The following is a 22,711-nucleotide window of genomic DNA, read 5'->3' as shown; positions in this document are numbered from 1 at the left end:
ACTCGCGCCGCCCGTGCCGATCACCGCTCGCCGCGCCGCGCCTCCACCGCCTGTCGGGTGTCCTCGGCGATCAGATCCGCGTTGACCGCGGCCGCCGCCCGCAGCCCCGCCGCCGCGGAGCCGATCACCGTCTCCGTCGGATCAGCCACGTTGCCCGCCGCCCAGACGCCGGGCACGGTCGTCGCGCCGGCCGGGTCGGTGGGGATATGACGGCCGACGACCTGACCGGCCATCTCCCGATCGACCGTCTTCGCGCCCAGGTCCGCGAGGATGCCCCCACGCGCGTTGAACAGCGGCGGAACCACCACCGCGCGGACCGCGACCACCCGGCCGCCGGCCAGTGAGACGCCACTGAGCCGGTCGTCGGTCACCTCCAGGGCGACGACATCCCCGTCCACGACGGCGATGTCACGCGCGGCCAACTGCTCGTACTCCTCGTCCCCGAACTCGGGCGCGGTGTGCCGGAACAGCGTCACGTCCTCGCTCCACTGCCGCCACATCAGGGCCTGCTGTACGGCGAGCGGCCCGGTCGCCAGGATGCCGAGGGGCGCGTCGCGCACCTCCCACCCGTGGCAGTACGGGCAGTGCAGCACCTCGCGCCCCCACCGCTCGGCGACACCCGGAACCGGCGGCAGTTCGTCGACCAGACCGGTGGTCACCAGCAGCCTGCGCGCGGTGACCGCCGCCGCGCCCTCCTCCAGCACGACACGGAATCCCTCGGCCACCGAACCCTCGACCGCCACCACCCGGCCGGCCAGGAACTCGCCGCCGTAGCCGGCCACTTCCGCACGTCCCACGGCCACCAGCTCGGCCGGCGCGACGCCTTCACGCCCCAGATAGCCGTGGACATGGGACGCCGGGGCGTTGCGCGGCTTGCCGGAGTCGATCACCAGCACCGAGCGGCGCGCCCGCGCGAGGGTCAGCGCACCGCTCAGCCCGGCGGCTCCGCCACCGATCACCACGACTTCGAAATCTACTTTTTGTACCTTCATGCGACACACCTCCATCTGCTGGAGATGGTCCGTCCACGGCTCTCGGATTGACAAACCTTCTTGCCGAGGTGGCAAATGGAGGGATGGCTGACGACGACCTCTCGACTGTCCTGAACGGCGTGGGACCGCGCCTGCGCGTCCTGCGACGCGATCGTGGTACGACACTGGCCCAGTTGAGCGAGTCGACCGGGATCTCGGTGAGCACCCTGTCCCGGCTGGAGTCCGGCGGACGTAAACCGACCCTGGAACTGCTCCTGCCGCTCGCCAAGGCGTACGGCGTGCCGCTCGACGAACTGGTGGACGCGCCCGCGACCGGCGACCCCCGGGTCCATCTGCGCCCCTTCCAGCGCCACGGCATGACCATCGTGCCGCTGACCCGCCATCTCGGCGGGCTGCACGCGTACAAGCAGATCATCCCGGCCGGTCGGGAGCAGACGGGCGAGCTGGAACAGCGGGTGCACGAGGGCTACGAATGGCTCTACGTCATGGCCGGCCGGCTCCGGCTGCGCCTGGGCGAGCACGATCTGGTGCTGGGCGCCGGGGAGGCCGCCGAGTTCGACACCCGCACCCCGCACGGGTGGGCCAGCGCCGGCCCGGAAGCGGTGGAATACCTCAGTATCTTCGGTCAGCAGGGGGAGCGGATTCACGTACGCGCCCGGCCCGCCGGGAAGTGAACAGCGCCCCGACCAGGGGCGGTACGAGGTGCCGGCCGACCCAGAGCGTGTGCCGCGCCCCGGACGCGATCCGCTCGCGCAGCGGATCCGCGTCGGGGAGCGCCACCCCCGGCCCCGGCACGACGCCGCCGCGTGCGCTCAGGACCTCACCGGCGAGCGCGGCGAGATAGCGGTGGCCACGCCGGTTCGGATGCAGCCGGTCCACACAGACGATGCCCGCCCAGTCCAGGCCGGCCACCGCCCGCGCGTCGACCATCCACGCGCCATGGCGTCGTGACACCCGCTCGATGACCTCGTTCGCCTCGGCGATCCGGCGCCGCAACCGCGCGCGTCCGGTTCGCGGCAGGGGCAGCGCGGCAGCGACGTCGTGCAGCGTCATCGTCAGGACGCCGACGCTCGCCGCCGCGCTCAGTTCGGCGATCACGTGGGCGTAGTCGTCCTCGAAGCGCGCGACGTCGAAGCGTCCGGCGATCACGTCGTTGACCCCGATCACGCACGTGATGTACGCGGGCGCGAGCTCGACGGCGCGGTCCAGTTGATGGCGGCGCAGCGTGGCGACAGTGGTGCCACTGCGCGCCAGATTCGCGACGAGTTCCAGACCGGGCCGCTCCATGGGCTCCGCCGTCAGGTAGTGGACCCATCCCTTCAGTGCGCCGCCCCTGTGCGGGTCACCGACTCCCTCACTGACGCTGTCGCCGACCGCGACCAGGCTCCTGAGCTCCGTACTCATATTCATGACTAATAATGTAGATGAGTAATCGCGCTCCCGATAGCCCGAACCGCCCCGGATAAGGTGACGCCATGTCTCTGCGGCACGCCGTCCTGGCAGCCCTGATCCAGGGCGAGGCCAGCGGCTACGAACTCGCCAAACGCTTCGACGTCGGGGTGGCCAACTTCTGGCACTCCCGGCCCCAGCAGCTCTACGCGGAGCTGACCCGGCTGCACGGGGAGGGGCTTGTCCGGGCCACCGAAGTGGTGCAGGAGTCACGGCCGACCAAGCGGCTGTACTCGCTCACCGATACGGGCACCCAGGCGCTCGTCGACTTCGCCGCCGGAACGCTGCGGCCGACGAACCTGCGGGACGAGCTGACCGTGGCCGTACAGTGCGCCGACGTGGTCGAGCCCGACGCACTGATCGCGCATCTCGGGCGCCGCGCGGACGAGGCCCGGGAGAAACTGGCCGTCCTGCGCAGGACGGAGACCTCGATCCTGTCCGGCCGCGACGAGGAGGAGTTCGTACGGACCACGGGCCACCTCGGGCCGTACCTCACCTGTCGGCGCGGCATCCGCTTCGAGACCGACACGGAGAAGTGGTGCGAGTGGGCGGCGGGCCTGATCCGCGCCAAACAGCGGGCGGCGCGCACCTCGTGACATCCCGGTCGGCCGTGCGGGCATCGCCGGCTCTCGTTGTCAGTGGTGCCGCGTACTGTTTTCGAGCGGGGAGAGACCAGCACCAAAAGCACGGGGGAAGCATGACGACGCTGAACGACGGCACGGTGGATGACACGGTGGGTGACGTCTTGGGGGACAGCGGCGCGAGGGAGGGCGGCGCGGGGGAGGGCGGCCTGTTGTGGTTCCGGCCGCCGGGGGACGAGCCTGCGGTGATGGTCCCCGCGCTACTCGCGGACTCGGCGGATCCCGCCGAACTCGACCCGCACGTACGGGGACTGCGGGTGATCGGCCATCTCCTGGCGGAGGGCCACGAGGCCGACCGGATCGTGTTGGACGAGGCCACGGGGCGGGTCTTCAGCATGTATCTCTTCGAGGACCGTCCGGACCTCATCGATGTCCTGCCGCTCGCCCCCTCCGTGGAAGCGCTGACGCGCTACACCGAGGCGATGGGCCAACTGGCCACCACGCGGGGCCGGTTCGCCGACTTCGCGGGGCGCTTCGGAGAGGCGGCGGTGACCGAGGCGACCGCCCGGTTCCTCTCTATCCTGGCCGAGGAGGAGTGGGACGGCGGAGGCTGGGGAAGCGCGGGCGAGCGGAAGGCATGGGACCACCCACTGCCGGCGTTCTGGCGGATCGCCGCGCTGATACGGCCGTTGGCGCTGATCGCCGAGCCCGGCCGGGGACTGCTGCTCGACCTGCCGGAGGGTCTGCTCCCGGCAGAGTTCGGAGCGCGGCAGGTTGTCCGGTTCGATCCCGCCGCGCTGCCGGCCGCGCTCGTCCACGAGCCGACCCGGCGCTTCCTCCTGGAGACGGGGCTGCCCGTGGACGCGTCCATGTTCACCCTGTTCAGGGAGGAGCCCGTACTGCTCACGCTCGCGCGGTACCGCGAGCGCAACGGCCCGGCGGAGGGCGAGCCCGACGACTACCCCGAGGGCATGGCGGTCCCACCGGACCGGCTGTTCTCACTGGGGTGGCTCATCCATGACACGGAGGTCGTCATCGACGGGCACACCGGCCGCATCCACGGCTGGACGGGCGGCCGACTCCATCCGTTGAACGCGGACATCTCCACGCTCGCGTTCTCCCTCTGGATCCTTGAGCGGGAGCGCACCCTCGACACGACGCACCGGCTGACCGACGACATGTACCAGCAGTTGGCCGACACCATGGCCGCCGTGCTCCCCTCGGTCGACCCGGTGGCCTGCGAGCCGACGGGCGAGAAGGACGACTGGCGGTACTGGCCGGAGGTGTTCCACGACCAGGCGGGCGACGTCCTGTGACGGCGTGAACCCGTCTGAGCGTCAGAGGTCGAGCACCGCGCGCAGAGCCTGGCTGACACGCTCCATCACCGCCGTGTCGACAGGACCGAGCAGCTTCGCGCCGTCGAAGCGCGTGACCCTCAACTGCTGGAGGTTGACCGCGACGGCCGTGCAAGGCAGCGGATCGTCGATGACCACCGACATCGCGGTGTCGGGGTAGCGCCCGGCGTCGTGCAGTACGACGGTGAGGACCGCTCCGTACGCCTCCTCCAGACCGTCCAGCGAGACGATCAGGACGTTTCGCCCGTCGCCGAGCGCCCAGATCTCACCACGCTTCACAGGGCGTCGCCCTCGCCGCCCAGGTCCTCGCCAAGCCCCAGCGACGCGAGCCGGCGGGCGGAGTCGAGCACGGCCTGCCGCTGAGCGGCACGGACGATATAGGCATTCAGGGACAGACCGGCCGCTGCCGCCCCCGCCTTGATCGATGCGTTGATCTCGTCCGGGATACGGAGCGTCATGGCGGTCATGCGAGCGACCATAGCAACCGGACTCCGGTTGCACCATGTGGTGTCACATCGGAGATCCATGAATGGGTTGTCCAGGGGCGGTTGGGGGGGTCTACAGGGCGGGTGGCAGCGCCTCGCAGAGGGCCTGGAGCGCGCCGTTGAACGCGTGATCGGGCGGGGCGCCGAAGCCGATCACCAGCCCGTCGCGCGGTGGCATCGGGCTGTCCGGATGCCGGAAGTCGCCGAGCCCCGCCAGCGCGAGGCCCCGCCGCCGGGCCGCGCGCACGGTGTCGTGCTCGGTGCCGGGCGGCAGGTCGAGCACCGCGTGCAGCCCGGCGGCGATGCCGCTGACCTCGATGTGCGGGGCCCGTTCGGCGAGTACGGCCACGAGCCGGTCGCGCCGTCGCCGGTACGTGCGCCGCATGAGACGCACGTGCCGGTCGTACGCGCCGCAGGCGATGAAGTCGGCGAGGGTGAGCTGGTCAAAGACACCGGTCCACAGCTCGCGGGCACCCTTCACGGCGAGGACGTCGTCCACCAGCGAGTCGGGCAGCGCCAGCCAGCCCAGCCGCAGGGCGGGGGAGAGGCTTTTGCTGGTGGAGCCCAGATAGATCACCCGGTCGGGATCGAGACCCTGTACGGCACCGACCGGTTCCCGGTCGTAACGGAACTCGCCGTCGTAGTCGTCCTCCAGCACCACCGACCCGTTTGCGCGCGCCCAGTCGACGGCGCCCGTCCGCCGCCGCGCCGACAACGGCCCCCCGGTCGGGAACTGATGGGCGGGCGTGAGCAGTACGGCACCGGCGTCGAGGACTCCCAGCTCGGCGGTCCGCGCGCCGTCCGCGTCCACGGCCAGCGGTACGGTGCGCAGCCCGGCGCCGGTGAGCAGCGAACGGTGGAAGGCGAGCCCGTACGACTCGACGGCGACCGTGGCGCCGACCTCGCCGCCGAGCACAGCTCCGAGGATGCGCAGCGCGTGGGCGAAGCCGGCGCAGACGACGATCCGGTGGGGCGCGGTGCGTACGCCCCTGGCGCGGGCCAGGTATTCGGTGAGCGCGGTGCGCAGTTCGATACGGCCCCGAGGGTCGCCCACGCCGAACGCGTCGTTGGGCGCGCTGTTGAGCGCGCGCCGCGCGGAGGTCAGCCACGCGGACCGGGGGAACGCGGACGCGTCCGGCGAGGTCGGCATGAAGTCGTACGCCGGGCTCCGCACCGGCGGCGCCGAGCGGTGGGCGCGGTCCTCGGCGGCGGGCAGCGGCGTGGCGCGCGGCGCGACACGCGTGCCCGAACCCTGGCGTGCGGTGAGCCAGCCCTCGGCGACGAGTTCGGCGTACGCCTCGCCGACGGTGTTACGGGCCAGGCCCAGGTCCACGGCGAGCGCGCGATACGCGGGCAGCCGGGTGCCGGGCGCCAGCCTCCCGGACGTGATGGCGTCGCGCAGAGCCTGCATCAACCGCTCACGACGCGATCCCCGCCCGCTCAGCTCCAGATGCAGATCCGTCCCCACAGCGGTCCCTGGACCGGCCCCGGGGCCAGGCCCAGGCCCAGGCCCAGGCCCGGTCCCGGGGGCTGGGGCCGCGTCAGCGGAATTGACCCGTCGATCCGACATGGAAACGCACCCTACCCGGGGTCCACTCGCTCCCGGCCCGGCCCTCGGGGCAGCACCCGAACCCCCGCCCCGGACCCCGGCCGGAGAGTGATTTGCCGACTCGGCAAGTTCACTTGGCCCGGATGTGACGGGCGCCGAATGATGGTGAGCGGAAGCGATCAACCCCTGAGGAGAAGCCATGTCGGAGCGCACCACGCCGTCCGCAGCAGCCCCCACCGTCACCCCGCCCACCGCCCAACACCGTCTGGTGGACGTCCCCGGCGGCCGAATCCATCTCGTGGAACAGGGCACCGGCCCCCTCGTCCTCCTCGTCCACGGCTTCCCCGAGTCCTGGTACGCCTGGCGCCACCAGCTCCCGGCGCTCGCCGCCGCCGGGTACCGCGCGGTGGCCATCGACGTACGCGGCTACGGACGCTCCTCGAAGCCCTCGGCCGTCGAGGACTACCGGATGCTTGCCCATGTCGCCGACAACGTCGGAGTCGTACACGCCCTCGGTGAGGAGACGGCGACGGTCGTCGGCCACGACTGGGGATCGAACATCGCCGCCTCCTCCGCGCTGCTGCGCCCCGACGTGTTCACCGCGGCGGCCCTCCTCGGTGTCCCGTACGCGCCGCGCGGCGGCCCCCGCCCGACCGAGGCGTTCGCGCACATCGGCGGCGACGAGGAGTTCTACGTCAGCTACTTCCAGACGCCCGGCCGCGCCGAGGCCGAGATCGAGCCCGACGTCCGGGGGTGGCTCGCCGGGTTCTACGCGGGAGTCTCGGGCGACACCATGCCGCCGGAAGGTGAGGCGAGCCTGTTCTTCCTACCGCCGGGCGGCCGACTGCGCGACCGGTTCCCCGCCGGCCGACTGCCCGCCTGGCTCTCCGAGGCCGATCTCGACTACTACGCGGGCGAGTTCGAGCGGACCGGACCGACCGGAGCGCTCAACCGCTACCGCAACGTCGACCGCGACTGGGAGGACCTGGCCGCCTGGGACGGCGCCCCGATCACCCAGCCCTCCCTCTTCATCGGCGGCGGCCTCGACGCCTCCCTCGCATGGATGGCGGACGCCGTGAAGAACTTCCCGACCACCCTCCCCGGACTCATCGCCTCGCACATCATCGAAGGCTGCGGGCACTGGGTGCAGCAGGAGCGCGCGGACGAGGTCAACGCGATCCTGACCGAGTGGCTGGACGAACTGCCCGCGCCGCCCGCGCGCTGACCACCGGCGGCGGGCGGCACCCGCTGCGGGCCGGTCCGGCCGACCGGCCCGGATCACCCGAACAGCGGCACGTCCGCGCCGCGCCCGGACCGAGGAGGGCGGGCCACCCGGCCCACCGGAAACGGACGGAAACGGACGGAAACGGTGGCCGGTTACGAGGCGCGGCCGGATGTTACCCACGGTCCGGGAGCAGTCACGGACGAGGTGCCCACGAAAGGGGACAGGTCGGGCAAAGCGGCGAGAATGATCGAACCGAGCACGCTGATCAGTTCGATCAGGTCAAGGAGTGAAGTCAGTGGAGAACGCCGACGTCCGGCCGACCGGGCCCGCTCTGCCGACGGGCCGTGGCGACCTCAGTTACGGAGTCGTACGTGCCCTGCGTGGCCGCCCCGGTTCCGGGACCCCCCTTCCGTCGACCGGGACGGCGGACGACGCCGACCCGTACGGCGAGGACCTGCACCTCGCGCTCTACCTCTGCTACGAACTGCACTACCGCGGTTTCTGCGGCGTCGATCCCGCCTGGGAGTGGGATCCCGCGCTGCTCGCCGTCCGCGCCGATCTGGAGAACCGCTTCCTGGACGCGCTGCGCGCGGACACCAAACGCCGCACCGACATCGACGAGGCGCTCGCCGACCTCCTGGTCGAGCCCCTGGACGGCGCCAGTACTTCCCACTACCTCAGGGACGAGGGCGAGCTGTGGCACCTGCGTGAGTACGCCGCCCAGCGTTCCGTCTACCACCTGAAAGAGGCCGACCCGCACGCCTGGGTGATCCCCCGGCTCCGGGGCCGGGCCAAGGCCGCCATGGCCGCGGTCGAGTTCGACGAATTCGGCGCGGGCCGGGCCGAGCGGATGCACTCGCGCCTGTTCGCCGGCCTCATGACGGACCTCGGTCTGGACACGACCTACGGCCGGTACGTCGACGCGGCGACGGGGGAGATGCTGGCGAGCGTCAATCTCATGTCGATGTTCGGTCTGCACCGCGCGCTGCGCGGTGCCCTGGTGGGGCACTTCGCCGCCGTCGAGGTGATGTCCTCGCCCACGTCCCGCCGGCTGGCGGAGGCGATGCGCCGCACGGACGCGGGAGATGCGGCCGTGCTGTTCTACGCCACCCACGTGGCGGGCGACGCGGCCCATGAACAGCTCGTACGCCGCGAGGTCGTCGGCGGGCTGCTGGAGGAGGAGCCATGGCTGGAGACGGACGTGGCCTTCGGCGTCGACGCCACCGGCGTGCTGGAGGCCCGCCTCGCCGACAAACTGCTCCCCGCGTGGCGCGACGGCCTCTCCGGCCTCCGCAAGCCCCTGTGAATCGCCCTGTCCGCCGACCCCTGTCCCCGCCCTCCTCACCAGGAGGGCGGGGACAGGGGACGGGGGACAGGGTGAGACGTCACGAGCCGAGCGACCTCGCCGTCACCGGCGTGCTGAGCGCCTGCTGGCCCCCGCTGGCCAGCATCCGTACCTCGCCCCGGTCGCTGATCTCCGCGCGCACGATGCCCGTCTCGTCCTCGTAGACCGGAAATCCGCCCGCACCGACCCTGGCGGTACGCCGGACCGTCACCACGTCCCGTTCGACGTCGTTCAGTGGGACCGGCGGCCCGGCCGGGTCCGCCGGGGCCGGTTCCTGGAACACCAGCTCGTAGCGTTCCGGATAAGCCATGGGGGGCCTCCTCCCGCGATAGGCACCACCCCCCATCGTCACCCCGTCCGGCGATCCTCGCCTCCGGCGTGGCCTGGCCCGGCCACGCCGCGCGGCCGGTGGTCAGCGGACGCGCGCGACCCCGGCATAGACCGCGTTCTCCTCGGGCTCCGGGGCGGCCGTGTCCTTGTACCAGTCCGGGCCGGTGACGAGTCCGGGCTCGACGAGGTCCAGACCGTCGAAGAACCGCGCGATCTCGTCGCGCGTACGGAACCGCAGCTCGATACCGCCCTTGCCGTACGTCCCGGTGATCTGCGCCTCCAACTCCTTGTGGAAGTCGAAGGTGCCGTGCGACAGCACCAGATAGCTGCCGGGCGCCAGGGCGCCGAGGAGGGTGCGGGTGATGTCGTACGGGCCGTCGCTGTCCGGGATGAAGTGCATCAGCGCGACCAGCGACACGGCCACGGGCCGGTCGAAGTCCAGATGCCCCCGCGCGTGGTCCAGGATCGCCAGGGGCTCGCGCACATCCGCCTGGATGTAGTCGGTCGCGCCCTCCGGCGTGCTGACCAGCAGCGCTTCGGCGTGCCGCAGCACGATGGGGTCGTTGTCCGTGTAGACGACACGGGCCTTCGGATTGACGCCCTGGACTATCTGGTGGAGGTTCGGCGCGGTCGGGATGCCGGTACCGATGTCGAGGAACTGGTCCACGCCCTGCCCGGCCAGCCACCCGGACGCGCGGTGCATGAAGGCGCGGTTCTGCCTGGCGCTGCGCTTCCCCAGGTCGGGCAACTGCTCCCCGACGGCCCGGTCGACGGGGTAGTTGTCCTTGCCGCCCAGGAGCCAGTCGTACACCCGTGCCGGGTGGGGCCTGCTCGTGTCGACCTGTGTCTTGGGTGTACCTGCGTTCATGGGGCGCTCCGTTGACTGTCTGATCCGGACAGGGGGGTGGCGGGATCGGGGGGTACGGGCCCGGCGACGGACCCGGCGAGCGGCCGGTGCCGGCTACCGGCGGTCACAGCGCGTCGCGGAAGTCGGACAGCAACTGCCTCGTACGGCTCGCGGACTCCGCGTGGGCCACCATCCGGTCCATGGCCTCCATGTGCTCGGAGACCTCGTCGTCCTCGTCCAGATAGAGCGCGCCGGTCAGATACTCGATGTAGACCATGTCCGGCACCTCGGGGATACCGAAGCGGAACAGCACGAAGGGGCTGTACGTACCGGGGTGGTGGCCGGCGGCGAACTCGGCGATCTGGAGCGTCACGTTCGGCAGTTCGCTCGCTTCGAGCAGCCGGTCGATCTGTGCGCGCATCACATCCGGCGAACCGACGTGGCGCCGCAGCACGGTCTCGTCCAGTACGGCCCAGAAGACGGGCGCGTCGGTACGGGTCAGCAGCGCCTGGCGCTCCAGCCGCAGCGCGACCTGGCGCTCGACACGCGCCGGGTCGGACAACTGAAGGCCCAGGGCGCCGGTGGTCAGGATATGCCGGGCGTACTCCTCGGTCTGGAGCAGCCCCGGCACGAAGTGCGGTTCGTAGCAGCGCATGGTCACCGCGGCCTCTTCGAGGCTGACATACCCGCTGAACCAGTCGGGGAGCACATCGTGGAACCGCTGCCACCAGCCGGGCTTGTTGGCCTCGTCGGCCAACTGGAGGAAGACGTCTATCTCGTCGTCGGGGACGTCGTACGCGGGCAGGAGGATCTGTAGATACGGGACCTTGAGCCCGACCTCCGCCATCTCCATCCGGCGTACGGTGGCGGCCGTGACCCGCAGGAGCTGACCGGACTGTTCGCGGGTGAGCCCCGCCTTCTCGCGCAGCGCCAACAACTGTCTGCTGAGCACGATCTGACCGATCGTCGGAGCCGACCGTGGCTCGCTCATTCCGCACCCCCGAGCCACGCCCCAGCAGTTACGGCCGCCAGTCTGCCACAGCAACTCACCCGTGTAACAGGTCTGTTGATCTTTCGCGGTGTCCGGGCGGCCGGTCCGGCCGCCCTGCTCCGTATTCTCAAGCCCTCAGCTCGATTCTCGCCCGTACGGGCGCGACCCGGTCACGCGGGCTTGAGTCCCGGATTGCCCGCCTCCGTGACGAAGGACGCCGCCCTGGTGAGCGCGGAGCCCGGTTTCGTCACGGCGGTCAGTGTATTGAACGTGACCGTCGCCCGGTCCTGCGTGAGCGTGAACGTGCTGTAACCACGGCGCCCGTTGTAGTACTTCATATGCGGGTTGGCGGTGGTGAGGTTGGACCAGTTGGACGGCTTCTGGGCGCCGTCCATGCCGCTGCTGACCGATGTCGTGGCGATCTCCGTACCCACGACGCGGGACTTCGGGTCGTCGAAGTTCTCCTTGAGGTCGAAGCCGTAGCCGACGTGTACGTCCCCGGTCAGCACCATCAGATTGTCGACACCGGCCGCTTTCGCACCGTTCAGGACGCGGGTGCGGGAGGCCGTGTAGCCGTCCCACGCGTCCATCGACAGTTTGAAACCCGAGCCGGGCACGTCGCGGCGCTGGGCGAACGTCACCTGCTGGGCCAGCAGGTTCCAGGTGGCGTCCGAGCCCTTCCAGCCGTCGAGGAGCCATCGCTCCTGGGTCTCGCCGGTCATGGTGCGCCTGGGGTCCTTCGACTCCGGCCCGGGGACCTGCCAGTTGGCGCCCTGCACCTGGTTGGAGCGGTACTGGCGGGTGTCGAGGATGTCGAACTGGGCTAGCTGCCCGAAGTGCAGCCGGCGGTAGAGCCGCATATCGGGTCCGTCGGGCCGCTGCGGGGTGCGCAGCGGCTGGTTCTCCCAGTACGCGCGGTAGGCGGCGGCCCTGCGCAGCAGGAACTCCTCCGGCGGTACGTCGTTCTCGGGCGTCTCGTCCGCGTAGTTGTTCTCCGTCTCGTGGTCGTCCCACGTGACGACGAACGGATGGGCCGCATGCGCGGCCATCAGGTCCGGGTCGGACTTGTACAGGCCGTAACGCAGCCGGTAGTCCTGCAACGTGAGCGTCTCGAAGTTGTAGTGCGCGGGCAGTTTGCGGTCGGTGTACTCGCGGGCGCCGCCGACCGCCGTCACCGCGTACTCGTACAGGTAGTCGCCGAGATGGACCACGACGTCGAGGTCGTCCTCCGCCAGATGCTTGTACGCGGTGAAATAGCCGTGGTAGTACGCCTGGCAGGACAGCGTGGCGAACTTGAGGTCGGTGATCCTGGCCCCGGCGGCGGGAGCGGTACGGGTGCGGCCGACCGGGCTGATCCACTTCCCGGCGCGGAAGCGGTAGTAGTAGACGCGGTCCGACGACAGCCCCGGGACCTCGACGCGCACGCTGTGGTGGAACTCGGGATGGGCGGTCGCGGTGCCGCTCGTGACGAGCACGGCGAAACGCTCGTCGTGGGCGACCTCCCACTCCACCTCCACGCGCTCGGCCGGCAGGCCGCTGTCCGCCGTGTACGGCTCGGGTGCCAGCCGGGTCCACAGCAGGGCCGTGCCGGGGTGCGGGTCACCGGAGGCGACGCCCAGGGTGAAGGGGTTCTTGGTGATGGCCCTGGGGTTGAGCCGGCGGGCGGTCGCCGCGCCGGCGGTGGGCATGTTCGCCGCGAAGGCGAGCACGGCGGCGGCGCCGGCGCGGGTGACGAAATGGCGGCGGTCGATACGGCGCGCGGCAGCGCGGAATTCCGGCAGATGATTTCCCATGGTGGTCGTCATATGCCCTGTTATGTACGTCCGCTGACGCCGCATCAGAGTGAACGCCCCCGTGAGAGAAATCGGTCCCGGGGAAGGTGAAGGGCGACCCAGCAGGACCGGAAGGGACGGACACCGTGGCACGATCGAGGATTCTCGTAGTGGGCGCAGGCTTCGGCGGCGTGGAGTGCGTGCAGCGCCTGGAGCGCAAGCTGGGGCCGGCGGAGGCGGAGATCTCGCTGGTCACGCCGCTGTCGTATCAGCTCTATCTGCCGTTGCTGCCGCAGGTGGCGGCGGGCGTGCTGACTCCGCAGTCGGTCGCCGTCTCGCTGCGCCGCAGCAGGCGGCACCGCACGCGGATCATCCCCGGCGGGGCCATCGGAGTGGATCCCAAGGCGAAGATCTGTGTCATCCGGATGATCACGGGCGAGATCGTCGACCAGCCGTACGACTACATCGTGCTGGCTCCCGGCAGCATCACCCGCACCTTCGACATCCCCGGACTTGTCGACAACGCGCGCGGCATGAAGACGCTCGCCGAGGCCGCCTACGTACGCGACCACGTCATCGCGCAGCTCGATCTCGCCGACGCGAGCACGGACGACAAGGAGCGCGAGGCGCGCCTGCGGTTCGTGGTGGTCGGCGGAGGTTACGCGGGCACGGAGACGGCCGCCTCGCTGCAACGCGTCACCAGCGGCGCGCTGCGGCGCTACCCGAGGCTGGACCCGAAACAGATCAAGTGGCACCTCATCGACATCGCCCCCGGGCTCATGCCGGAACTCGGCGGCAAGCTCGGCGCCACCGCCCTGGGCATCCTGCGAAGACGCGGGATCGAGGTCTCGCTCGGGGTGTCGATCGCCAAGGCCGGCCCGCATGAAGTGACGTTCACCGACGGGCGGGTGCTGCCCTGCCGCACGCTGATCTGGACGGCGGGCGTCGTCGCCAGCCCGCTGATCGGCACGCTCGACGCCGAGACGGTGCACGGCCGGCTGAAGGTCTCGCCCGAGCTGCGGGTGGCCGGGCTCGACGGCGTCTTCGCCCTCGGCGACGCCGGGGCCGTGCCGGACCTGACGAAGGGCGGCGACGCGATCTGCCCGCCGACCGCTCAGCACGCCGAGCGGCAGGGCCGTACGGCGGCCGACAACGTCATCGCCACGGTACGGAACCAGCGGCTGAGGCGCTACGAGCACAAGGATCTGGGTCTCGTCGTCGATCTCGGCGGCAAGGACGCGGTCTCCAAGCCGATGGGCGTCGAACTGCGCGGGCTCCCGGCGCAGGTCGTCGCCCGTGGCTACCACTGGTCGGCGCTGCGGACGAATGTCGCCAAGGCGCGGGTCCTCACCAACTGGGTGCTCAACGCCGTCGCCGGGGACGACTTCGTACGGACCGGCTTCCGGGCGCAGAAGCCGGCCTCGCTGCACGACTTCGAGTACACCAAGATCTATCTGACGCCGGAACAGGTGCGGGAGCGCACGGCGGCGCTGACCGTACGCGGCTGACCGGCGTCTCCAGGGTTCGCCGGCCGGGCACGGGAAGCCCCGTACCCGGCCGCCCTCGTCGCGACCGATCTCGCGACCGATCTCGCGACCGGTTCCGCTACCGGTTCCGCGATCAGGTGGTGAACCGGTGCCGTCCCGACCCCACCGAGTACACCGCGCACCCGTCCGCCATCCGCAGGAACTTCGCGCTCGCTCCCTTGTGCCGGACGTCGCTCGCCCGCCGCGCGGGCACCCACACCTCGGCGGTCGTGTTCGGCGGCACCGAGCACTCCAGCTCGAAACCGCCCGGCCCCGTCTCCCAGCGGGTGGTGATCGGCCCGTGGACCGACGTGTACCGGCCGCCGGCCCGCTTCACCTCACCGCCGGGCCGCGGCCTGATGACGATCTCCTTGAACCCGGCCCGGCCCGGCGCGATGCCGCAGATGTTCGCGTACATCCACTCGCCCACCGACCCGTACGCGTAGTGGTTGAAGGAGTTCATCCCCGCGTCCTGGAAGCTGCCGTCCGGCCTGATCGAGTCCCAGCGCTCCCACATCGTGGTCGCGCCGTTCTCGATCTGGTACCCCCAGCCCGGGAATGTGCGCCGGTGCAGCAGCCGGTAGGCGACATCGGTGCGGCCGGCGGCGGTGAGCACCGGCAGCAGCCGGGGTGTGCCCAGGAATCCGGTCGACAGATGCCAGTCCTTCGCCTCGATCAGCGCCACCAGCCTGTTGGCGGCGGGCTTTTGGGCCGCCTCGGGCAGCAGATCCATGGACAGCGCGAGCACGTACGCCGTCTGTGTGTCGCCCTTCACCCGGCCGTCCGCCGTCACGTACGCCGCCCGGAAGGCGTCGCGGACCTGGCCGAACAGCGTCTCGTACGGGGCGGGATCCCTGCCCAGCACCCGGGCCGTCCGCGCGGTGAGATCCGCGACATGCGCGAAGTAGGCGGTGCCGATGACGTCCTTCGGTGTCTCGTCCTCGATGTTCAGCCAGTCGCCGAAACCGTCCGCCGGGCGCAGGAAGCCGGTGCTGTGCGCGCGCAGATAGTCCAGCCACTTGACCATCGAGTCCCACGACACGTCGAGTATCCGCTCGTCGCCGTACGCCTGGTACAGCGCCCACGGCACCGTGACACCGGCGTCGCCCCAACCGGCCGAGCCGTCACCGACGCCCGCGATGTCCGGGGCGACGTGGGTGAACGAGCCGCCGCCGGTCTGCGCGTCGCGCAGGTCCTGGAGCCACTTGGTGAGGAAACGCGCGGACTCCATGACGTACGAGGCGGTGGGGGCGAAGACGTTGATGTCACCGGTCCAGCCGAGCCGTTCGTCCCGCGCGGGGGTGTCGGTCGGTATGGAGAGGAAGTTGCCGCGCTGGCCCCAACTGATGTTGCTGTGGAGCTGGTTGAGCATGGGGACGTCGGACTCGAACTCGAAGGTGAACGGCGCCGACGTGTGCATGACGCGGCCGGTGAGCGCGCTCGCGCGCGGCGTGCCGGGGAATCCGGTGACCTCGACATAGCGGAAGCCGTGGAACGTGAAGCGCGGCTCGAACGTCTCCTCGCCCCCACCCTTGAGGGTGTACGTGTCGGTGGCCCGCGCCGAACGGAGGTTGGCCGTGTAGAGCGAACCGTCCGGATTCAGCACCTCGGCGTGCCGCAGCCGTACGGTGGTGCCCGCCTTGCCCGACACCCGCAGCCGTACCGAACCGACCATGTTCTGCCCGAGGTCGAAGACGAAGACCCCCGGAGCGACGCGGGTGACCTTCTTGGCGGGCAGCTCCTTCGTCACCCGCACCGGGCCGTCCAGCTCCGCGACGATCTCCGTGTCCACGCCGTCGACCGGCTCGGCCGGGAGCCAGTGGGCGTCGTCGAACCCCGGCGACGTCCAGCCCTTCGTCTCGAGCCTGGCGTCGTACTCCTCGCCCGCCTGCATGTCGGTCGACACGATGGGCCCGGCGGCGGCCCGCCAGCCGTCCCCCGACACGACCCGCTCGCTCGTCCCGTCCTGGTACGTGACCTCCAACTGGGCCAGCAGCGCGGGCCGGTCACCGTAGTGGTGCGGCCCGAACATGCCGAGATTGCCGCCGTACCAGCCGAGCGCGAGATGCGCGCCGAGCGCGTTGGCGCCCCGCCGCACCAGGGCGGTGACGTCGTACGTCTGGTACTGCACCCGCTTGCGGTAGTCGGTCCAGCCGGGCGCGAACTGGTCCTTGCCGACCCGCTGTCCGTTGATGTGCGCCTCGTAGTGCCCGAGCGCCGTCGTATGCAGCCGGGCGCGGGCGACGGGCTTGTCGGCCAGCCGGAAGCCGTGCCGCAACTGGGTGGCGGGGAAGAACGCGGGCGCCACCGCGCCCCACGGCCCCGAGCCCCACGCCGGGCCCCTTTTGGCGGCGGGCCAGGCGCTGTCGTCGTAACCGGCCTGGCGCCACGCGCCGTCGGCGCCGGACGGTTCCTCGTTCGCCGCCTTCCACGCGTCGTCGGACGGGACGGTGGTCGTGCCGTCCGCCGAGGTCAGCTCCAGCACGGCGATGAGACCGGCCGGGCTGGGCGTGGCGTTGACGGCGGACGCCGCCAACGCGTTGGCGCCCGCGCGCAGTTGGGCCGTGACATCGATGACGGCCGGGCGGCGCCAGTTCTCGGCGGGCCCGTCCGGTTCGGTGCGGGCCACCTCGGTGCCGTTCACATACACGGTGTACGCGTCGTCGGCGCTGATGACGAGCCGGGCGCCGGTGACACCGGCCGGAACGTCGAGGGCCCGGCGGAACCAACGTGTCCCGGCGGGCAGATTGCTGGTCGGCTCCCCCTCGGGGAACCAGATCCAGGACGCGCCGCGCAGGCTCGGGGCGCCACCGAGCGCCGCCGGCGCCGCGATCCACTTCGCGGACCAGGCCGCCGTGCTCATCAGCCCGGTCTCCCACCAGGCGCTCTCGCTCCAGTCCGAGACCTCACCGGCCGCGTTCCAGACGCGGACCGACCAGTGATACCGCGTCAGCGGCTCGAGCGCGGGCCCCGCGTACGCCACGAGGACCGACCGGTCCGACACGACCTTGCCGCTGTCCCATACGTCGGGCTCGGCCAGTTGACCGGGGCTCGACGCGACCCGGATCTGATACGCGCTCTGCGCCTGGTCCGGCGCGTCGGACAGCAGGGGCCAGCTCAGCCGGGGCTTCGGGGTGTCGAGGCCCAGCGGATTGCGCACGTACTCGACGGTGGGCGAGCTGACACGGAGCGAACCGGCCGGGCCCGCGCCGACGGCGGCGGCGCCGGCCGGGGTCTGCTCGGCGGCCCGCGCCGACGGCGTGTTGGCCGTCGCGAGGGTGGTGCCCAGCGCGGCTGCTGTGGTGGTGGTGAGCATGCGGCGTCTACTGATCACGTCAACCCCAGAACAATTCGACAGTGAATCGATTCATCGCGTGAACGTAGGGGTGACTCTCTGACCCGTCAAGGTGTCGCGCTCACATTGCTTGTTCGGGCATATGATCCGGAGGTAGTTGCTGAACCCTTTCAGTCGGGTCCGTCCGCGGCCTGACGGGGCGTCCGGCCGTAGATCGCCTAGCATGTCCGGCGGAAGGCATGGTGAGTCGTGGTACTGAAAACATTCGGCTGGGCGTTCGGTTTCACCGTGCTCGGTCTTGTGGCGGCGGTGTTCTACGACGGCTGGGCCGCGCTCGGGGTCGTGGCGATCCTGACCGTGCTGGAGGTCTCGCTGTCCTTCGACAACGCGGTGATCAACGCCGGGATCCTGAAGAAGATGAGCGCTTTCTGGCAGAAGATCTTCCTCACCATCGGTGTGCTGATCGCCGTGTTCGGCATGAGACTCGCCTTTCCTGTCATCATCGTCGCGGTCACCGCCAAACTCAGCCCCGTCAAGGCGGTGCAGTTGGCGGTCAACGACAAGGACCGGTATCAGCAACTGGTCACCGACGCCCACCCGTCGATCGCCGCCTTCGGCGGCATGTTCCTGCTGATGATCTTCCTCAGCTTTGTTTTCGAGGACCGCGAGATCAAGTGGCTGGGCTGGATCGAACGCCCCTTGGCCAAGCTCGGACGGGTCGAGATGCTGTCCGTCTGCCTCTCGTTGATCGTGCTGCTGATCGCCTCCATGACGGTGGCGACCCACGCCCACCAGCATGGCGGCGAGCACGCGGACAAGGCGCAGACGGTGCTCACCTCGGGACTCGCCGGCCTTGTCACCTATCTGATCGTCGGCGGGCTCTCCAGCTTCTTCGAGAACCGGCTCGCGGACGAGGCCGACGCGCAAGCCGCCGAGGAGGGGGAGGCGGGTGAGGCGGGGACGCAGTTGGCGTCCGGGCGCGGTGGCAAGAGCGGTCCCTCGCTCGTCGCCGTCACCGGCAAGGCCGCGTTCTTCATGTTCCTCTACCTCGAGGTCATCGACGCGTCCTTCTCCTTCGACGGAGTCATCGGCGCGTTCGCCATCACCAACGACATCGTGCTGATGGCGCTGGGCCTCGGTATCGGCGCGATGTACGTCAGGTCGCTCACCGTCTACCTCGTCCGCCAGGGCACCCTCGACGACTACGTCTACCTGGAGCACGGCGCGCACTACGCGATCGGCGCGCTCGCCGTGATCCTGCTCGTCACCATCCAGTACCAGATCAGCGAGATCATCACGGGCCTCATCGGGGTCGTCCTGATCGGCCTGTCCTTCTGGTCGTCGGTCCGGCGCAACCGACGCATCGCGGCGGGCGAGGCGCGCGCGACGGACTTCGCGTGAGCCGTACGTGACCGCACGGACCGCCCGCCGGATCACCGACGTGCTCCAGCCCCGCAACGCTCTGCTCGCCGGAATGCTGGGTATAGGCGCCGCGGCGGCGGGCGACTGGACCGGCGTCCCCTGGGGGCTGCTGGGCGCGCTGTGCGCCGGGATACTGCCCGCCGCGTACATCGAGTGGGAGCGCGGGCGCGGCAGATGGGGCGACCGGCATGTCGTGGACCGGACGCAGCGGGCACCGATCTTCCTCGTGATCCTCGGCTCGATCGGTGCCGGCGCGCTGGCGATGATCGCCGGCCGGGCACCGACCGGCATCCTGGTCGCGATGACCGCGCTGTGGGCGATGACGGTCGTCCTGCTGGCGGTGAACACCGTATGGAAGATCAGCGTCGACTCCGCCGTGGCGTCCTCGGTCGTCGCGATGCTCGCCGCCGTCCACGACCCGTGGTGGGTCGTGGCGTACGCACTCGTCGTCGCCGTGTGTTGGTCGCGGGTACGGCTCGGCTACCACTCCGCCGCCCAGACGGCGGCGGGCGCCGCGCTGGGCGCGGCCACGGCCGCCGCGTTCCTGCCGCTGTAGGGGGGCTCCGGCGTGAGTGGGCCGGGCCGGAGCCGTACAAGACGACGTCACCGACGCCGAGCCGGCCTACGCCTTCGGGTCCGGCTTCCAGTCCTCGACGAGGAGACCGAGCAGCACCTCGTCCAGGAACTCGCCCATCACCCAGGCCGCGGAGCGCAGCACACCTTCGCGTACGAAGCCGTTGCGCTCGGCGGAGCGCAGCATCGCGGCGTTGTCCGCGAGCGTCTCGATCTGCAACCGCCGCAGGCCGCGCACGACGAAACCGTAGTGGCACAGCACCGCGACGACGTCGGTGCCGTAGCCCTGGCCACGGGCCGACGGCAGCAGTCCGAGGCCGATGTGCGCGGACCGGTTGTGGTTGTCGATGTCCCACAGGTTCGCGATGCCGATCAGCGTGCCGCCTTCCAGCTCCACCACGGAGAACGGGACGCGCCCTTCCTCCGTGTCGTCCACCACCAGCCGTGAGTCCTTCGAGCCGGGGGTGATCGGCCGCCACGGCCGGCTGTCCGCCCGCGAACCGTTGACCACGTCGTCGTACAGCTCGGTCAGCAGGATGGGGATGTCGTCCTCGTACCGGGCCCTGAGCCCGACCTTGGTGCCTTTTAGCATGCGAGTTTCCTATCCGACCGGACTCGCCGGCGGCAAACGGATAAGGCAGCCGCATCGGCACCCCAGCGCCCGTGCCCGTGCCCGTCCAGGATGCGGCCGGTCATTGACCCCGTTCGGCCGCTGCGGTTACGTTGCCCGACATGCAGCGATCCGCGCACCTGACGACTCGAGGTCATATCGATCTCAAGCGCGTGTGCTCCGCGGCGTGTCACCAGGGCTGACGTCACAGCGCCCACGCGGTCCGGCCGGCTCTCGACGGGACATGTCCCCGAGGTCGCCGCCGCTGCCATCCAGGATCTGGAAGACACCCGTGAAGAAGCCGCCGGTGCCCGTCCGTCGCCGACCCACCCCCGTACGCCGCGCGGACATCCCGCCGGCCACCGCACCGCCACGCCGCGCCCCCGCCCCCGGCACGAGGACCGTGCTGAACGCCGTCCTCGACCACGGTCCGATCGCCCGTAGCACCGTCGCACGACTTACCGGCCTGTCCCCGGCCTCTGTCACCGGACACAGCGCGCGACTGCTGGCCCGAGGGCTGATCCGGGAGAGCCCGGAGACCGCCGGGCCGCGCGGACTGGGCCGGCCGCACGTCCCCGTGGACATCGACACCGGCCGCTATCTGGTCGCCGGCGCGCATATCGCCGTCACCAACTCGACGCTGTCCCTGATGGATCTGCGCGGCCGGATCGTCGCCGAGGAGCGGCAGTCGCACCGGGAGATACGTCCGCGGCCACGCCCGGTGCTGGACTCGCTCGCCGAGCGGCTGCCCCGGTTGGTGTCCGCCCACGCCGGCGGCCGTCCGGTGCTGGCCCTCGGTGTGGCCACCGGCCACCGGGTGGACCCCGGGGCCGGAGTGATCGTGCGGCATGCGCGACTGGGCTGGCGGAACGTCGCCGTACGGGACCATCTCGCCGCGGCGACCGGGCTGCCGGTCCATGTGGACAGCCACGCACGGGCGTTGGCGCGGGCCGAGCAGTTGGTCGGCGAGGCGTCGACTCGGGGCAGCGCCGTGCTGCTGTTCGTCGGCGCCGTGGTGGACGCCGCGTTCGCCACCGCCGGCGAGGTGCACCTCGGACCCCGGCACGGCGCGGGAAGCATCGCGCGGCTGCCGGTCGGCGGTGGCGGCGGCCTCGAATCGGAGGTCTCGGAGCAGGCCATGATGCGGCTCGCGGCCGAACAGGGCGACCCCGTACGGTCGTTCCCCGCCCTGCTGGAACGCGCGCTGGCGGAGGAGCCCCGCGCGCTGGGGCTGTTCCGCCGCAGAGCCCGGCTCGTCGGCAGGGCCGTGGCACTGCTGCTGGACATGTTCGATCCGGAGGTCGTGGTGGTGGTCGAGCCGGGGACCGGACTGCTTCCGAGCTGCCTGGCCGATCTGCGGACGGAGGTCGCGGAACGCTCCCTCGTCTGCGACGACCCCGAACAGGCCGTCGTGGCAAGCAGTTTCACCGGCAGCGTGCTGTCCACGGCGGGCGCGGCGGTGGCGCTGGGCGCGCTCTACGCGGATCCGCTCGGACGGCCCTGGCCCACGCTGACGGCCGTGTCCTGACCTGCGGGTCGAGTGACTTAATTCAAGGAGTTGCATTGTTGACCCGGCCCGTACGTGCGCAGGACAATCAATTCATGACCATTCGGCGGCGGATTCCGCGTCACGTGCCCTGCCCCTGTTGTCGCGCCTGAATTCTCCTCGCGCCACGGTCCACCGATGAATTCACCGGCGATCGCGTCCGGCCCGCCTCGCGCGCCCCGAACCACGCGGTTCTGACTCGTCCCACAGCTCTGTGCGTGGCCACTGCCTGCCCTTTTTCCGTTGCTTCACCTCTCTTCCTGGGGGAGACGTTGACTGTCACCGCGTCGTCGCATCTCGCTGCGGGCATCGCCCCGGAGCGCTTCAGAAAAGTGTTCCGCCGATATCCGGCGGGAGTGGTCGTGGTCACCGCCGACGCCGGCCACGGGCCGGTCGGATTCACCGCCACCTCGCTCACGTCACTGTCCCTCTCCCCACCGCTCGTGTCGTTCGGTATCGCGCTCTCCGGTTCGTCATGGCCGACGATCGAGCGCGCGTCGTCGGCCGTCGTGAACTTCCTCGGCGCCGAACAGGAGCCGCTGGCAAGGACGTTCGCCACCAGCGGCATCGACAGGTTCGCCGCGCCGACCGCTTGGCGGCGACTGCCGGAGGGGGAGCCCGTACTCGACGGCGTGGCGGGCTGGCTGCGGCTGAGCGTCCAGCAGATCGTCCCCGCCGGGGACCACCGGATCGTCGTGTGCCGCGTCGAGGACGCCGAGCACGACGAGGACCGGCGCCCGCTGCTGTTCCACGACGGCCGCTACCTCGCGCTCTGAGCGTCGCGAGCACCAGGCGCCAGGCGCGGAGTGCCAAGCGCC

General features: G+C 70.8%; 21 protein-coding genes. 10 read left to right on the top strand and 11 right to left on the bottom strand.

The window, feature by feature from the left end; all coding sequences use genetic code 11:
* Positions 1–20: 20 nt before the first annotated feature.
* The gene (locus tag OG329_RS00875) at positions 21–992 is read right to left on the bottom strand and encodes an NAD(P)/FAD-dependent oxidoreductase (RefSeq protein WP_405791779.1); all 972 of its coding nucleotides are present in this window, start codon (positions 990–992) and stop codon (positions 21–23) included.
* 83 nt (positions 993–1,075) lie between these two features.
* On the opposite strand from OG329_RS00875, the gene OG329_RS00870 reads away from it, so the two are divergent.
* The gene (locus tag OG329_RS00870; protein ID WP_405791777.1) at positions 1,076–1,666 is read left to right on the top strand and encodes a helix-turn-helix domain-containing protein; all 591 of its coding nucleotides are present in this window, start codon (positions 1,076–1,078) and stop codon (positions 1,664–1,666) included.
* Here OG329_RS00870 and OG329_RS00865 read toward each other — a convergent pair.
* A complete protein-coding gene (locus OG329_RS00865; RefSeq protein WP_405791776.1) occupies positions 1,605–2,402 on the bottom strand; it encodes an SGNH/GDSL hydrolase family protein in 798 nt (265 codons plus the stop codon). The genes OG329_RS00870 and OG329_RS00865 overlap by 62 nt on opposite strands.
* A gap of 65 nt (positions 2,403–2,467) precedes the next feature.
* On the opposite strand from OG329_RS00865, the gene OG329_RS00860 reads away from it, so the two are divergent.
* Together OG329_RS00860 and OG329_RS00855 are read left to right on the top strand one after the other, a co-directional pair.
* On the top strand, positions 2,468–3,037 hold the full coding sequence (locus OG329_RS00860; protein WP_405791774.1) for a PadR family transcriptional regulator: 570 nt from the start codon (positions 2,468–2,470) through the stop codon (positions 3,035–3,037).
* Positions 3,038–3,138: 101 nt separating this feature from the next.
* Complete coding sequence (locus tag OG329_RS00855; RefSeq protein WP_405791772.1) at positions 3,139–4,338, top strand: SUKH-4 family immunity protein; 1,200 nt, start codon at positions 3,139–3,141, stop codon at positions 4,336–4,338.
* 21 nt (positions 4,339–4,359) lie between these two features.
* On the opposite strand, the gene OG329_RS00850 is transcribed toward OG329_RS00855, so the two are convergent.
* The 3 genes from OG329_RS00850 to OG329_RS00840 all read right to left on the bottom strand — a co-directional run bounded on the left by OG329_RS00850 (position 4,360) and on the right by OG329_RS00840 (position 6,273).
* Complete coding sequence (locus OG329_RS00850; RefSeq protein WP_405791771.1) at positions 4,360–4,656, bottom strand: hypothetical protein; 297 nt, start codon at positions 4,654–4,656, stop codon at positions 4,360–4,362.
* Entirely contained in the window at positions 4,653–4,844 is a 192-nt protein-coding gene (locus tag OG329_RS00845; RefSeq protein ID WP_229701224.1) for a toxin-antitoxin system HicB family antitoxin, read from the bottom strand. Before OG329_RS00845 ends, OG329_RS00850 begins: the two co-directional genes overlap by 4 nt.
* Positions 4,845–4,935: 91 nt before the next feature.
* Entirely contained in the window at positions 4,936–6,273 is a 1,338-nt protein-coding gene (locus OG329_RS00840) for a PLP-dependent aminotransferase family protein (protein ID WP_405801603.1), read from the bottom strand.
* Between the two features lie 337 nt (positions 6,274–6,610).
* Here OG329_RS00840 and OG329_RS00835 point away from each other — a divergent pair, with 337 nt between their 5' ends.
* Complete coding sequence (locus OG329_RS00835) at positions 6,611–7,636, top strand: alpha/beta fold hydrolase (protein ID WP_405791768.1); 1,026 nt, start codon at positions 6,611–6,613, stop codon at positions 7,634–7,636.
* A 295-nt stretch (positions 7,637–7,931) separates the two neighbouring features.
* Positions 7,932–8,942: an iron-containing redox enzyme family protein gene (locus OG329_RS00830; protein ID WP_405791766.1), complete on the top strand. Its 1,011-nt coding sequence runs from the start codon at positions 7,932–7,934 to the stop codon at positions 8,940–8,942.
* 79 nt (positions 8,943–9,021) lie between these two features.
* On the opposite strand, the gene OG329_RS00825 is transcribed toward OG329_RS00830, so the two are convergent.
* The 4 genes from OG329_RS00825 to OG329_RS00810 form a co-directional block, all read right to left on the bottom strand.
* The gene (locus OG329_RS00825; protein WP_405791765.1) at positions 9,022–9,291 is read right to left on the bottom strand and encodes a DUF6296 family protein; all 270 of its coding nucleotides are present in this window, start codon (positions 9,289–9,291) and stop codon (positions 9,022–9,024) included.
* Between the two features lie 102 nt (positions 9,292–9,393).
* On the bottom strand, positions 9,394–10,179 hold the full coding sequence (locus OG329_RS00820) for an SAM-dependent methyltransferase (protein ID WP_405791763.1): 786 nt from the start codon (positions 10,177–10,179) through the stop codon (positions 9,394–9,396).
* A 103-nt stretch (positions 10,180–10,282) separates the two neighbouring features.
* Entirely contained in the window at positions 10,283–11,149 is an 867-nt protein-coding gene (locus tag OG329_RS00815) for a helix-turn-helix domain-containing protein (RefSeq protein ID WP_405791762.1), read from the bottom strand.
* A 170-nt stretch (positions 11,150–11,319) separates the two neighbouring features.
* Positions 11,320–12,954: an alkaline phosphatase D family protein gene (locus OG329_RS00810; protein WP_405791761.1), complete on the bottom strand. Its 1,635-nt coding sequence runs from the start codon at positions 12,952–12,954 to the stop codon at positions 11,320–11,322.
* 113 nt (positions 12,955–13,067) lie between these two features.
* Here OG329_RS00810 and OG329_RS00805 point away from each other — a divergent pair, with 113 nt between their 5' ends.
* Positions 13,068–14,429, top strand: a complete 1,362-nt coding sequence (locus OG329_RS00805) for an NAD(P)/FAD-dependent oxidoreductase (protein WP_405791759.1) — start codon at positions 13,068–13,070, stop codon at positions 14,427–14,429.
* A gap of 112 nt (positions 14,430–14,541) precedes the next feature.
* On the opposite strand, the gene OG329_RS00800 is transcribed toward OG329_RS00805, so the two are convergent.
* Positions 14,542–17,781, bottom strand: coding sequence for an alpha-L-rhamnosidase (locus tag OG329_RS00800; protein WP_405791757.1), 3,240 nt, complete (start codon positions 17,779–17,781; stop codon positions 14,542–14,544).
* Positions 17,782–17,991: 210 nt separating this feature from the next.
* Here OG329_RS00800 and OG329_RS00795 point away from each other — a divergent pair, with 210 nt between their 5' ends.
* Together OG329_RS00795 and OG329_RS00790 are read left to right on the top strand one after the other, a co-directional pair.
* Positions 17,992–19,143: a DUF475 domain-containing protein gene (locus OG329_RS00795; protein WP_405791755.1), complete on the top strand. Its 1,152-nt coding sequence runs from the start codon at positions 17,992–17,994 to the stop codon at positions 19,141–19,143.
* Between the two features lie 7 nt (positions 19,144–19,150).
* A complete protein-coding gene (locus tag OG329_RS00790) occupies positions 19,151–19,720 on the top strand; it encodes a hypothetical protein (RefSeq protein WP_405791753.1) in 570 nt (189 codons plus the stop codon).
* A 66-nt stretch (positions 19,721–19,786) separates the two neighbouring features.
* Here the strand turns inward: OG329_RS00790 and OG329_RS00785 are convergent, their stop codons facing one another.
* A complete protein-coding gene (locus OG329_RS00785; RefSeq protein WP_405791751.1) occupies positions 19,787–20,329 on the bottom strand; it encodes a GNAT family N-acetyltransferase in 543 nt (180 codons plus the stop codon).
* 310 nt (positions 20,330–20,639) lie between these two features.
* On the opposite strand from OG329_RS00785, the gene OG329_RS00780 reads away from it, so the two are divergent.
* On the top strand, positions 20,640–21,875 hold the full coding sequence (locus OG329_RS00780) for an ROK family protein (protein ID WP_405791749.1): 1,236 nt from the start codon (positions 20,640–20,642) through the stop codon (positions 21,873–21,875).
* 290 nt (positions 21,876–22,165) lie between these two features.
* Positions 22,166–22,669 (top strand): flavin reductase family protein, encoded by a 504-nt coding sequence (locus OG329_RS00775; RefSeq protein WP_405791747.1) that lies wholly within the window; start codon positions 22,166–22,168, stop codon positions 22,667–22,669.
* The last annotated feature ends 42 nt before the right edge of the window (positions 22,670–22,711 follow it).

It is taken from the genome of Streptomyces sp. NBC_01506 (assembly GCF_045040295.1).
Lineage (GTDB): Bacteria > Actinomycetota > Actinomycetes > Streptomycetales > Streptomycetaceae > Streptomyces.
Note: the sequence above shows the minus strand (reverse complement) of the source record. Positions and strands in the feature narration are given on the sequence as shown.